Raw genomic sequence first — 14158 nt, 5'->3', positions numbered from 1 at the left:
ATAAAACTCAACGCCTAAGGACATAAAATGACACAACACTTTGATTATATTGCAATCGGTGGTGGCAGTGGTGGTATTGCCTCTGCAAATAGAGCGGCAATGCGTGGCGCTAAAGTAGCACTTATAGAAGCAAAACACATGGGCGGCACGTGTGTAAACGTAGGCTGCGTACCTAAAAAAGTAATGTGGCACGGTGCTCAGGTTGCTGAAGCAATTAATTTATATGCCCCAGATTACGGCTTTAATGTTGAAGTAAAAGGCTTTGATTGGAGCAAACTAGTAGAAAGCCGTGAAGCCTACATAGGCCGAATTCATAAAGGTTATGACAGTGGCCTTGCTAGCAATGGCGTTACTGTAATTAAAGGCTTTGCTAAATTTGTAGATAATAAAACAGTTGAAGTAAACGGCGAGCACTACACAGCCGACCATATATTAATTGCAGTAGGCGGCCGCCCAAGCATTCCGCATATTGAAGGTGCTGAACACGGTATCGATTCAAATGGCTTTTTTGAACTAAAAGAGCAACCTAAACGCGTTGCAGTAATAGGCGCAGGCTACATAGCCGTTGAGCTTGCTGGTGTATTACATGGTTTAGGTACTGAGACACATTTATTTGTACGTAAGCATTCTCCACTTCGTAACTTTGACCCATACATAGTTGAAACACTTGTTGATGTTATGGCTGCTGAAGGCCCTACTCTTCATACAGAATCTGTACCTCATAAATTAGTTAAAGAAGATGATGGCTCTGTAACGCTACATTTAGATAATGGCAAAACTCATAACGTTGACCAAGTAATTTGGGCCATTGGCCGCCAGCCAACAACAGATGCAATTAATGTAGCTGCTGCCGGCGTAGAAGTTAACAGCGATGGTTTTGTAAAAGTTGATGAGTATCAAAATACCACAGCTAAAAATGTATACGCGGTTGGCGATATCATCGAAAATGGTATTGAACTTACACCGGTAGCAGTAAAAGCAGGCCGTACTTTATCTGAGCGTTTATTTAATAAAGAACTACCAGATGATTTAAAAATGGATTACAGCTTAGTTCCTACTGTTGTATTTAGTCATCCACCTATTGGTACTATTGGTTTAACTGAGCAAGAAGCTATTTCTCAGTACGGCGAAGAAAACGTTAAAATTTACCAATCTGGTTTTACGGCTATGTACACAGCGGTAACTAAACATCGCCAGCCTTGTAAAATGAAACTTGTATGTGCCGGCCCTGACGAAAAAGTAGTTGGCCTACATGGTATTGGTTTTGCGGTTGATGAAATGATTCAAGGTTTTGCCGTTGCCATGAAAATGGGCGCTACTAAAGCTGATTTTGATGCCGTTGTTGCGATTCACCCGACAGGCTCGGAAGAATTTGTAACGATGCGCTAGGCGCTAAACTCTAAGTTCTCAATTATAAAAAGCCCTTGCTAAGTAAATAGTAAGGGCTTTTTAATGCTTGTTATATTTTGCACAACAAACCACTTAAAACGTCACATTAAAAACATCCATTCAACATTAAATAAATATCTAAGCCATTATTTTAACAGCAAAAATATTAGACCGATAAAAAGATTAAAAGTTTAAATTTTGTTTTGGCTTTAAGGCATTTTTACAATTAGAATCTCGCGCATTTATAGTTTCTCTTGGTTATTTATGTTTTTACTGCGATCTTTTATTTATTTATTATGCCTAGCGGGTGTTGCTCATTTAATTCAACTTGAAGGCTTTGAATTAAAACAGTATGCACTTTACAGTGAAGAAACTCTTACTGAACATATGCAAGATGTTTTAACTTTTTTAAGCTGTATTTTGTTTTTCTATGCTTCGCGAATTAACTTTCAACTCAAAATACCGGCAGTATTACTTGCTGCGTTATCGGCAATGATGTTTGTAAGAGAGTTTGATACCTACCTCGACTTATACTTTTTTGATGGCGCTTGGCAAAGTATCGTCTATTCAATTTTAGCTGGTGTGTTTGTTTATTTAATAACAAACAAAGGAAGTATTTTTAACGCTTTAAAAGCCTATAGCTTCACTCCTAGTTATGGAATTTGCTTATCAGGCATGGTTACTTTACTCGCATTTTCGCGAATGATGGGCAAAGGCGCATTTTGGCATTCAGTAATGGGCGATGACTACGTACGTGCAGTAAAAAACATTGTTGAAGAGGGTATAGAAACGCTTGGCTATACTCTAATCTTTATTTCAGCCATTGAGCTTGTACTCATATGCCGAAAAAGAATGGCTAAAAATCACAAACATTGCACTGATGAAGTAACTCAATAGCGTTTCTCCATTTTTATTGGTTACTTTTTTTGCACTAAATTTGCTAATTGGTTTAATAAATCAATATACTGAGCCTGTTTTTATCAACTCGCGTTTAATTGGATATTATGACTAAAGATATATTGCTGCATCCGTTTCTTCTTTCAATTGTAATGATCACAATTGCATTTGTACTAAAAGTACTTGTTGATAAGCTGGCTAAAAATCGCGCAGAAAAAAAAGAAAAAGATATTCGTTACATCGCACACAATATTAAGCATTTTATTAATTTTGTAATGATGATATCGCTGCTATTTGTGTGGTCTACCGAAATTCAAAACTTTGCACTTTCTATTGCTGCTTTTGCTGTAGCGATTGTGCTTGCAACGCGTGAGTTTATTCAGTGTGTAATAGGCTTTTTTTACCTCGTAACAACCCGCCCGTTTAGAGTCGGTGATTGGATACAAGTTGGTGATTATTTTGGTGAAGTAGCTGAAACGGATTGGATAAAAACAACCATGCATGAAATTGATATACATACTTATCAATTTTCTAGAAAAACCATATACATACCTAATAATAAGCTGATTACCAGCTCTATTAAAAACTTAAACTTTGTAAAACGCTTTGTTACACATCATTTTATTATTGTCCGAAGAGAGAGCTTTAATCCGTACCCTATTCACGACACATTAACTGAGCAAGCTAAGCTGTATTGCGAAGAGTTTCAAGAAGTAGCAAGCCGTTATAATTCGATGATTGAGCGTAAACTTGATGCAAAAATATCTGGCCCAGAACCAGTAATTCACTTTGGTACAACCGATTTAGGTGAATTTAAAGCAAGCTTTACCTTGTTTTGCCCAACAGAAAAAGCGCTTGAGATAGAGCATAAATTAACAGAGTGCTTTTTTGCATTATGGTATAAAGAGGCTGAAAAAAATAAAGAGGATGAAGGAGAAGCATAAACCTCGCCTACACAAAGTAAAAATACAAATCGTAGGTGCGAATTTATTTCGCGCTCTATTTCTAAGTCTGTATTTAAAAAGCGAGGTGTAAAACCTCACCTACCCAAAGTAAGAATGCAAATCGTAGGTGCGAATTTATTTCGCGCTCTATTACGTGAGCGTATATTTAAAAAGCGAGGTGTAAAACCTCACCTACAATAAACATCAAGCATATAGCGAATTTACTTCGCGCATAGAGCCCAGCTTAAACGTAAAAAGCGAAGTGTAAAACCTCACCTACAATAAACATCAAGCACGTAGGTGCGAATTCACTTCGCGCTTGAGTAATATTTAAGCTGTACCACCGACCGTTAACTGATCAATTTTAAGGCTTGGTTGGCCTACGCCTACCGGTACGCTTTGACCATCTTTACCACAAACACCAACACCTTTATCAAGTGCTAAGTCGTTACCAACCATAGATATTTGCTGCATTACTTCTGGTCCATTACCAATAAGCGTTGCGCCTTTAATTGGTTGGGTAATTTTACCATTTTCGATTAAATACGCTTCTGATGCGCTAAATACAAACTTACCTGAGGTTATATCAACTTGTCCGCCGCCAAAGTTAGGCGCGAATACCCCTTTTTTAACTGAGCTGATAATATCGGCTTGGCTGTGCTCACCACCTAACATGTAGGTGTTAGTCATGCGAGGCATTGGTAAATGCGCATAAGACTCACGACGTGCGTTACCTGTAGGGCTTACACCCATTAAACGCGCGTTTAGCTTATCTTGCATATAGCCTTTTAAAATACCGTTTTCGATGAGTACGTTGTAAGCGGCTGGTGTGCCTTCATCATCCACATTAAGTGACCCACGGCGATCGGCCATGGTGCCATCATCAACAACAGTACACAGCTCAGATGCTACTTTTTGGCCCACTTTACCACTAAACGCAGACGCGCCTTTGCGGTTAAAGTCGCCTTCAAGTCCATGCCCTACTGCTTCGTGTAAAAGCACGCCAGGCCAACCATTACCAAGTACAACTTCCATCGTGCCTGCAGGTGCATCAATAGCTTCAAGATTTACTTTAGCTTGGCGTACCGCTTCTTCAGCAAATTCCATCCAACGTGGTTTACCATCAACAAGTTCTTTAAAGTAACCATAATCTAAACGTGCACCACCACCTGCGCCACCGCGTTCACGGCGACCATTTTTTTCAAGCAGCACTGAGCAGTTTAAACGAATAAGCGGGCGAATATCGGTGGCAAACGTACCGTCACTTGCTGCGATTAATACTTCTTCGTAAACCGCTGACATTGAACTAATTACTTGCTCTGCATCGGGTGCTAGTTCACGAATATAGTTTTCAAGTTCGCGTAATAAACTCACCTTGTCGGTATCGCTCATACTCGAAATTGGCTGATGCGGTGCAAACTGCTCTTTAGCTTTAACATCACTAAATACTTTAATCGCTCTATCTTCGCCAGCATCTGCGATGCTACGAGCCGCTGTAGCCGCTTTATTAAGTGCTTCAAGATTTATTGCATCAGAGTAAGAAAAACCTGTTTTTTCGCCGCTTACAGCACGTACCCCAACGCCACGTTCAACGTTATAAGAGCCTTCTTTAACTAAGCCGTCTTCAAGCACCCACGACTCGTGATGGCTTGATTGAAAATATAAATCGGCGTAATCCACTTTATGCTGATGTATGTAAGCGAGCGTTTTTTCGAGCTCTTCTCTATTTAACTGGCTGTCTTGTAGTAAATGCTGTTCAACCGAATTCATAATAAATGCTCTCTAAATCGTTGATGAGACTGCACGGGCATATCTCGTCTAATTTTTTGTAACTGGTCTAAATCTGCGTTGCAGCTTATAAAACCGGTGCCTGTTGGCAATTCACTCAGGATACTTCCCCAAGGTGAAATAATAATACTGTGGCCATATGTTTGTCGGCCATTTTCATGTGTACCGTACTGAGCTGCTGCAACTACATAACATTGCGCTTCTATTGCGCGAGCTGCTAATAATGGCTGCCAATGCGCTTGTCCTGTGACGACTGTAAATGCACTTGGTACTAAAATAATATCGGCGCCTTGGCGTACTAGTTCATTGAATAAGCCACTAAAGCGCAGATCATAACATACTGTTAAGCCTATTTTACCAAAGGGAGAATCAACAACAACCACATCGCTACCTGCTTGGGTAAAATCTGACTCTCGATAGCTACCTGTTTGATCATCTACGTTTACATCAAATAAATGTATTTTGTTATACGTTGCAACCAGCTCGCCTTGATTATTATATAAGTGCGATGCTGCATAATATTTATGTTCGTTAAATGGCTCAGGCATTGTCCCTGCATTTAACCAAATATTATGGTGTTGGCACAATTCACTAAGTTGTAGTTTGTATCGCTCAACTTGCTTAGCAATGGCTAGCGTGTCGTTGCCACTTTTACTAAACACTAAAAAAGCCTCAGGCAAACAAACAAGTAATGGTCTTGTTGCTGGAAGGGTTTTAAGGGCACGCTTTAAGCTTGCTATGTTGTCATCAGGGTTTAGCCCTGAACACATTTGCAGGGCAACTATTGTGGGAGTGCTTAGTATTTCAGTTTTATTCATTGCGTTACTATTGCTTGTGCATCTTTAAGTTTTAAATCGACTGATGCTTGTGGCTGATTTTGCGCAGCTTGAGGAAGCGTAACTTCACGACTTTTTCTGTCGAGTTCTTGGACAATGGGATCGTTCATTTTACCCGTTACTTTAAAGTTGATCTCTGAGATGACGCGCGCAGAATGAATAACTTTATCAATTGCTAAGGCAGCAAGCCCTGTTACTGGGTTTACCATCCATGCAACTATAACCGGAATACTCGAGGTTACCTGCGGCGCTACAGCAAGATCATAATCTATATCAAGCGTGTTTAAATTTGCATAACCTTTAATGGTTAAATCGGCGGGTACGCCGTCCATTTTGGTATCTTTAGTGTAAGCAATACCGTTTTCTAACTGCATAGTGCCTTGCATGCTGTTATAAAAAAAGCCCTTTGAAAATACATCTCTAAAATCAAGTTTCAGCTTGCGTACTAATGAATCAAGGCTCAGTAACGAAAATACGCGTGCCCCGCCATCGCTAACTTCAGTTAAGTGACCTTCTCCTAAATCCCAAGCTATCTCGCCACTTAAACTTTTCACATCAAAATCATAAGGTGCTGCTTGCCAAGTAAGATCATAATTTAGATCGGCTTTTGAGTCTTTAATCGCGGAGGTTATATCAAACTCACCAAACAGTGCGCCTATGTCATCACTTTTAAGCTCGCCACTTAGCGTTGTTAATCCATTTTGCCACTGCCCTTTAGTGCGCAGTAAATGATCGCCTTTATCGACTACAAGTTCTGATATTGATAAACGCTCTCCATCACCTAATAATGACGCACTCACTTTATCAAGTTGGTAGCGGTCAATTTTGCAATCACTACATTCAAACTCAATGGCAGGTATTTTAGTAAGCCAGCTCAAGTCTTTCTCAGGAAGTACATCTGTTATTTCAAGTGCTTGCTCATTGTGCGGTGCAAAATTAAGCCTTAAGTAATCGGCATTAATTCGTATGGGCTGGCTAGGCTGTGATGTAGGGATAAAAACCCCAGCTCTAAGTTCTTTAGCATTTAGCTTTAGGTATAAATCGTCTTTTGATGGTGCTAAACGCATTTCAAAATCATTAAAAATGATGTTACTCGCATCAAGCATACCTATATTTGCGACCACCTCATTAAGCGGTGGCATAATCCCTTTTGATTCTTGATCTGGGTTTGCTTTACCTGCTTTAATTATTTGATCAATCAGATCAAACCAAGGCACTAATTCACTCTGCTCAAGATTTATATTTACGCTTAAGTCTTTTTGGTTTAATCCTAAATCTTGTTTTCCGAGCACAAAATGGACATTACTAAACTGTGATTTTCCATTTTCTAAAATAGCATTAAAGTAAAACTGTTGATTAGCGTTTGCTGTAATGAGATTAGAAATATCATCACCTTGAACTACTGCATCAAGTGCCCACGCTTGTTCGCTATTTTTATTATAAGGTGCGGGTAAGTTACTCGTTAAGCCAAGTAGTTCTGAGTTTACCTGTGCACGGTAATTAAAGCCTTGTTCGGTAAAATTAAGTACTAAACCAATATCAACATCGCTTTGCCCACTTAAATAATTTTTTAATATACCTTGTCCACTATCTATTAGTGTATCAGCGTCAATTTTGGCGTTTATATCTATGTTTGCTTGGTAATTTTTTGCATCACTTTTACTGCTGTAATCAATAATTAGCGGCATGCCCAGCCACTTCGCAGTCGCATTTTTAAGTGTGATATTGTCGTTTTTAAAATTAAGCTCGCCAGTTAAGTTTTTAAGCTCAATCCCTGGCGTTGCTATAAATACTGGCAAGTCATTTAAATTAACCTTGCCGCTAACACTGGCCCCACCTTTAAATTTTGAGCCTACTAAAAGCTCAATACTGGCATCGGCTTCGCCTTTGCCCTGCACAACTTTAAAAATTTCAGCAAGAGGTTTAGCAATAGGTGTCGCTGCAAAAAAGTCATGTAACTTTTCCATTTGTGCTTTTTTATCAATTTGCACAATAAGTTCATCAGCATGCATTAAATCTGCAATGCTTACCTGTACACTATTACCAATATCTAAATTAACCAACTTACCTTGCTGGCTATATATGTCCATACGCTCATTATCAAAATGTAGCTGTACGTCGGCATTGGTGACCAAAGGCCAATCAGGATCAAACTCATAGGTTGCGTTGTCTATTTGCGCTAATACACCAAACTGGCCACTGCCATCGGTGAATGGAAAACCAGATAAAGGACCTGCAAATAAGACTTGTGCTTTAGATACTTCTCCGCCTTTAATTGCCCCATTTAAATAGCTAACGAGCTCAGGGCTCATCGCTTTTAATGGGAAGTAATGACCTGCAATTTTGGCATCTGGGGCGAAGGCTTCAGCGTAAAGATCTAATCGAGGATCATCTGTTAGACTAATTTGTAATTCTGCAGCAAGAGTGACGTCATCATTATCAAACCATATATTGTCACTACTTATATGCCAGCCATCATCTCGCTTAGCTAAATCTAGCTCTACATTTAGCTGATTATAATTTATGTCGTTACTAAAGCTTTCGCCTGTAACTAATGTGCCATTTTCGCCAAATAAATTTATTCGACCACTACTTTGATTAAGTAAACCATTTACTCTAAGTCCTTGTGCTGCAGGTACCGATCTTAATTCTTGCCAACCAATATTGTCAGCCTCAAACCATAATTGCCATTGCTGTGTATTAGAGAAATTTAAATAAGCTTGATCTATTTGCCCGCTAGGTTGGCGCTCTAAAAATGGTTCAAGTGCATCAAAATTACTTAGCCCTGCTAGGTTACTAAGTAATTCAAAATCAACTTGATGGAGCCACACTTCATTTTTCGCCCCTAGTTGAGCTTCAAACTCTAAACTTGGCCATGCTTTATCGTTACTATTAAATGTTAAACCGGTGCTTTTTAAGTGCCAGCTATTTTGCTCGGGATATAGATGGAATCCACCTTCACTCAAGCTAACTTGTTGGCTTTGCTCTTCTCGCTGCCAACGCACAAAGCTTGGTAGCCACTGCATTTTTATATCGCTTACAAAACCTTTATCTAGTTTTAGCCACGCTTGTAAATTAATATCGCTATGCAGTTGTTGCTTTTGCGTATTTATATATTGCGCTAACCAGTTAGATACATCGACCTTATTAGCCTGCACATAAATGTCGCCCGCAACTTGCTCTAGGGTATCGCCAGTAAGTGCTATTCGCGCATCAAAATCACCGACCGAAATACCCGGCAATGCTAAGCTCCCACTACCAAGATGCTGCTCATCTTCATTTTGCCAAACAATATTTTTGAGGAGTAACTTACGCTCTTTACCGTCTTCTAGAACAAAGTTAATACTGGAATTTTCTATTGCAAAATGACCCGTTTTACCCAAAAACAGTTCTTCAATTAGCTCTTTTTGCTCAAAAGAGACTTCGTCGTTGTCACCGGTTTTAAATAAGTTGGTGATATTTACACTGGTATGAAAACCATTAATAACAAAATAATTAGATCTAAGTTGCAGCGCTTTTAAGCTTTCCCATAAGTTTAGCTCTAAGCTGGTTTTAGCAATGGTGAGTGATATTGGTGCAGTTTCGTTATCTTTAAACGATAAATTCTCTAATACTAATGCAGGACCACTGCCCTGCCAACTAGCTGATATTTCACCTATAGATAAGCTTATTTCAAACTTTTCGTGTAAATAGCTTTCTATATTCCCTTTGTATTCGTTTGCATACGGAAGGGTATATTTTAAAATTGAAACAATAACGGCCAGTAATACCAAAATTATGGCGCAGGTCTGCCATAACTTTCTAAAACAAAAAAAACAGACCGCTTTTGCTTTCATTACATCATTACCACATCAAACTGTTCTTGGCTGTATAAGCTCTCTGTTTGAATATTGACTTGCTTACCAATAAATAGTTCAAGCTCGGCAAGGTTATGGTACTCATCGTTTAGTAAGGCTTCGCTCACAGCAGGCGCTGCGTACACCATAAACTTATCGGCAGCGTATGCTCTATTAACGCGTACTATTTCACGTAGTATTTCGTAGCAAACCGTTTCAACTGTTTTTTGCGAACCACGACCAGAACACGCAGGGCATACATCACATAAAATATGCTCTAAGCTTTCGCGTGTACGTTTACGTGTCATTTCAACAAGCCCAAGTGCTGAAAGCCCATTGATATTTGTTTTAGTGCGATCTTTTGCAAGTGCTGATTCAAGTGAATGCAATACTCGGCGCTTATGATCCTCACTTACCATATCGATAAAGTCGATAATGATAATACCGCCTAAATTACGCAGCCTAAGCTGGCGAGCAATTGCAGAGGTTGCTTCTACGTTGGTATTAAAAATTGTTTCTTCTAAATTACGATGTCCTACAAATGCACCAGTATTAACATCAACAGTCGTCATTGCTTCTGTTTGGTCAATAATTATATAACCACCAGATTTTAGTGTAACTTTACGATGTAGTGCTTTTTGAATTTCGTTTTCAACATCAAACAAATCAAATATAGGTCGCTCACCGGGGTAGTACTCTAGTACTTGAGAAAGCTGTGGAACAAACTCTTCAGTAAATAACTTTAGCTCTTCATGAGTAAGTTTAGAGTCAACGCGAATGCGTTCCATATCTTCGCCTACATAGTCACGTAGCGTTCTGAAGGCAAGCGTTAAATCTTCGTGAAGGATGCTGGCCTTACTGGTTTTTTTGCGACGAGCTGTAATTTTTTCCCACAGTTTTCTTAAAAAACCGGCATCGTGTCGTAATTCTGCTTCGCTAGCGCCTTCGGCTGCTGTACGTACAATAAAGCTGCCATTTTCATCGCCATATTCTGCGACTATTTTTTTAAGGCGTGAGCGCTCTTCTTCAGTTTCAATACGCTGACTAACCCCTACATGGGTCGCATCTGGCATAAACACTAAATAGCGAGAAGGAATAGTTATATCTGTGGTGAGTCTTGCGCCTTTAGTGCCTAGCGGATCTTTTACCACTTGCACCATAATGTATTGGCCTTGACGAACTAACTCTCTAATGTCTTGTACTTTTTTTATTGGTACGTCGTCTACGCCTTCAACAATAGAGGCACTATTTACAATGTCGGATGCATGCAAAAATGCCGCCTTTTCAAGGCCGATATCAACAAAAGCAGCCTGCATACCCGGAAGTACACGGCTTATTTTTCCTAGGTAAATATTGCCTACAATACCTAGATTACCAATTCGCTCTAGCTGTATTTCTTGCAGTACACCGTTTTCTATTAGGGCAACACGGCTTTCGCTCGGTGTGACATTGATCAGTAATTCTGTACTCATGTTACCTTCTTAAGAATGTTTTTAATAATTGTTCGGTTTCATATAAAGGTAAGCCTACAACAGAAAAATAGCTACCCGCAATGTAAGTAACAAAGCGACCACCTAAACCTTGGATACCGTAGCCACCGGCTTTATCTTGTGGCTCATTAGAATCCCAGTAGGTATTTATTTCTTCATCAGTTAAAGTTTTAAAGGTGACATCTGTGCTTACAACACAGCTAAGCACATCATTTTGCGTCGCAAATGCAACTGCGGTAAGTACTTGATGTGTGTTACCTGATAAACGTTTTAATGTGTGTATAAAATCGTTTTTATCACGAGGTTTACCCAGCGATTCGTTATCGATAACAACCACAGTATCACTACCAAGTACAGGGCGATCGGTATATCCAAGCTCTACACCGCTTTGGGCTTTCAAGCGAGCTAAACGCTCAACAAGTGCTCTAGGTTGCTCGTTTGGAAGTGGGCTTTCATCTGCATCAACACTAAATTGTGTAAATTCGACACCTAATTGGCTTAATAACTCTTTACGACGGGGAGAGGCTGATGCCAAATATACTGCGGTAGTCATTACCTGATCCTAAAATGTCTGCGATATTTACGAAGTAGTAAAAACACCCAAAACCAACTAACCATTCCGGTTGCTACTGGCCATAAATACTGTGGATTAAAGTAAACCCCTAACAAAAAGTGATTTAGCCAAAACTGCATTAAATGATACAGCGTTAAAAACAAACCAATTAATAAGCTCTGTTGCCAAAGCGAAAAGTTACGAATTTTTTGAAAGTTGCTCGCGGTTACAAATATACATATTGAAAATGTAAGCGAGTTCACACCTAGCGGTGAGCCAGATGCTAAATCTATTAATAAACCAACAACCCAAGCAGTACCAATATTTAAACGATGCGGTACTGCCAACGACCAATACATAAGTACAAGTAAAACCCAGTCAGGTCTAAATGGTTCAAACGAAAAAGGGAGCGGCATTAATGCCATTATTAACGCAAAAAAGATGCTTAGCGCAATTAACAATGAATAACGATTAATCATCGCTGATTTGCTCCTGTTGATTACGCCATAAAATAACCAGCAAACGAATGCGATCTAATTGCGCAATCGGTTCTGCAAAAACTTGTGCAAACGGGCGGCCTTCATCACGGTTTATTTCGGTTACTACAGCCACCGGGTATCCCTCTGGGAATGTGCCACCTAATCCTGATGTAACAAGTACATCGCCAATTCGCACATCTAAGCTGTGCGGAACGTGAGAGAGCTTAACGACGTTAATTTTACCTATGCCCTCAACAACCGTTCGTACATCGTTACGCAGTATACGCACAGGTGTGGCATGCGTAGTGTCGGTCATGAGTAATACGCGTGACGTAGTTGACCCTACTTTAGTTAATTGCCCTACTACACCCATCTCATCAATTACGGCTTGGCTTTCACTAAGTCCATCGGTGGTACCACGATTTATAACAACTTGATGGCTATACGGGTTTGAATGCACAGAAAGTACTTGAGCAATAATTTTACGATTTGATTGCTTTGCAGATGAGCCTAATAAGGCGCGTAGTTTTTGGTTTTCTCTGGCTAGAAATTGATACTGCTGAAGTTGCTCGCTTTGTAGCATTTGCTTTTTTTTCAGCGCTTCGTTTTCAGTAAGAAGTTGCTCCCGCGTATGCAGGCTTTTAGCACTTAAGCTAAATAATTCGTAGGGTAAATTAGCAACATAAATTAGTGGGCTAACTAAGGTATTGAGGCTGGTACGAACAACGGTACCACCTTGCGTATATCTGTCTCCAACAATGAGTACGATACTCAAAAGCACTGCGACAAAAAGTCGCAGTTGCAAAGAGACTGTGCGTCCAAACATTAATTTCATTAGTCGTAACTAAAAACGTCACCACCATGAACATCAATCATTTCCAATGCTTTACCACCACCACGTGCAACACATGTAAGTGGATCATCAGCAACAACAACCGGAATACCCGTTTCTTCCATTAATAAACGGTCTAAATCTTTTAACAATGCGCCACCGCCAGTAAGTACCATACCGTGTGCAGAAATATCTGATGCCAGCTCTGGTGGTGATTGCTCAAGCGCAACCATTACTGCACTCACAATACCCATTAATGGCTCTTGTAGAGCTTCTAGGATTTCGTGTGAGTTAAGTGTGAATGAACGCGGAACACCTTCTGCAAGGTTACGACCGCGCACTTCAATTTCGATTGGCTCATCAGTTTTAAACGCAGAACCAATTTGATGCTTAATATTTTCAGCTGTCGCTTCACCAATTAAACTACCAAAGTTACGGCGTACATAATTAATAATAGCTTCGTCAAACTTATCACCACCAATACGAACAGATGATGAGTAAACAACGCCGTTAAGTGAAATAATAGCAACTTCAGTTGTACCACCACCAATATCAACAACCATAGAGCCTGTTGCTTCTGATACTGGTAAGCCTGCACCAATAGCTGCTGCCATTGGTTCTTCAATTAAGTAAACTTCACGAGCACCTGCACCCATTGCAGATTCACGTATTGCACGTTTTTCTACTTGAGTAGCACCACACGGTACACAAATTAGTACACGCGGACTTGGACGCATAAAGTTATTGTTATGCACTTGTTTAATGAAGTGTTGTAACATTTTTTCTGTTACAAAAAAGTCAGCAATAACACCGTCTTTCATTGGACGAATCGCTTTTATATTACCCGGTGTACGACCTAACATAAGCTTTGCTTCTGTACCTACAGATGCAACACTTTTAGGTCCACCAGCACGCTCTTGGCGGATAGCAACAACAGAAGGTTCATTTAATACAATGCCTTCGTCTTTTACATAAATTAGGGTATTGGCTGTACCCAAGTCGATCGATAGATCGTTAGAAAAAATACCACGGAGTTTTTTAAACATGAGGCTGGATGACCTTTGAAATACGTTCTTATATTAGCTGCCTCACTTTAACATGCTCAACTATATGA

General features: G+C 39.7%; 11 protein-coding genes. 3 read left to right on the top strand and 8 right to left on the bottom strand.

Translation table 11 applies throughout. The features are described 5' to 3' along the window. Positions 1–27 precede the first annotated feature (27 nt). From gorA to GQR39_RS07890, 3 genes are all read left to right on the top strand, one after another. The gene (gene gorA, locus GQR39_RS07900; RefSeq protein ID WP_165735295.1) at positions 28–1389 is read left to right on the top strand and encodes a glutathione-disulfide reductase; all 1362 of its coding nucleotides are present in this window, start codon (positions 28–30) and stop codon (positions 1387–1389) included. Between the two features lie 264 nt (positions 1390–1653). Next, a complete protein-coding gene (locus GQR39_RS07895; protein WP_024594473.1) occupies positions 1654–2286 on the top strand; it encodes a hypothetical protein in 633 nt (210 codons plus the stop codon). 107 nt (positions 2287–2393) lie between these two features. Then, complete coding sequence (locus tag GQR39_RS07890) at positions 2394–3230, top strand: mechanosensitive ion channel family protein (RefSeq protein ID WP_024594472.1); 837 nt, start codon at positions 2394–2396, stop codon at positions 3228–3230. A 330-nt stretch (positions 3231–3560) separates the two neighbouring features. On the opposite strand, the gene tldD is transcribed toward GQR39_RS07890, so the two are convergent. From tldD to GQR39_RS07850, 8 genes are read right to left on the bottom strand one after another with little or no spacing between them, the layout of a single operon-like run. Beyond that, positions 3561–5000, bottom strand: coding sequence for a metalloprotease TldD (gene tldD, locus GQR39_RS07885; protein WP_165735294.1), 1440 nt, complete (start codon positions 4998–5000; stop codon positions 3561–3563). Then, on the bottom strand, positions 4997–5836 hold the full coding sequence (locus tag GQR39_RS07880; RefSeq protein WP_165735293.1) for a carbon-nitrogen hydrolase family protein: 840 nt from the start codon (positions 5834–5836) through the stop codon (positions 4997–4999). The genes tldD and GQR39_RS07880 overlap by 4 nt, the downstream gene beginning before the upstream one ends. Then, on the bottom strand, positions 5833–9690 hold the full coding sequence (locus GQR39_RS07875; protein WP_165735292.1) for a YhdP family protein: 3858 nt from the start codon (positions 9688–9690) through the stop codon (positions 5833–5835). The genes GQR39_RS07880 and GQR39_RS07875 overlap by 4 nt, the downstream gene beginning before the upstream one ends. Next, positions 9690–11162 (bottom strand): ribonuclease G, encoded by a 1473-nt coding sequence (rng, locus tag GQR39_RS07870; protein ID WP_007586345.1) that lies wholly within the window; start codon positions 11160–11162, stop codon positions 9690–9692. Before rng ends, GQR39_RS07875 begins: the two co-directional genes overlap by 1 nt. A 1-nt stretch (position 11163) precedes the next feature. Further along, positions 11164–11733 carry a Maf family protein gene (locus GQR39_RS07865; protein ID WP_165735291.1) on the bottom strand — a complete coding sequence of 190 codons (570 nt, stop codon included), beginning with the start codon at positions 11731–11733 and terminating at the stop codon, positions 11164–11166. Then, positions 11733–12212: a rod shape-determining protein MreD gene (mreD, locus tag GQR39_RS07860; protein ID WP_007586341.1), complete on the bottom strand. Its 480-nt coding sequence runs from the start codon at positions 12210–12212 to the stop codon at positions 11733–11735. Before mreD ends, GQR39_RS07865 begins: the two co-directional genes overlap by 1 nt. Beyond that, positions 12205–13047: a rod shape-determining protein MreC gene (gene mreC / locus GQR39_RS07855; protein ID WP_010553767.1), complete on the bottom strand. Its 843-nt coding sequence runs from the start codon at positions 13045–13047 to the stop codon at positions 12205–12207. The genes mreD and mreC overlap by 8 nt, the downstream gene beginning before the upstream one ends. Further along, positions 13047–14090, bottom strand: a complete 1044-nt coding sequence (locus GQR39_RS07850) for a rod shape-determining protein (protein ID WP_007586338.1) — start codon at positions 14088–14090, stop codon at positions 13047–13049. The genes mreC and GQR39_RS07850 overlap by 1 nt, the downstream gene beginning before the upstream one ends. Between the last annotated feature and the right edge of the window lie 68 nt (positions 14091–14158).

It is taken from the genome of Pseudoalteromonas sp. C8, assembly GCF_011378685.1.
Taxonomy (GTDB): Bacteria; Pseudomonadota; Gammaproteobacteria; order Enterobacterales; family Alteromonadaceae; genus Pseudoalteromonas; species Pseudoalteromonas arctica.
Note: the sequence above shows the minus strand (reverse complement) of the source record. Positions and strands in the feature narration are given on the sequence as shown.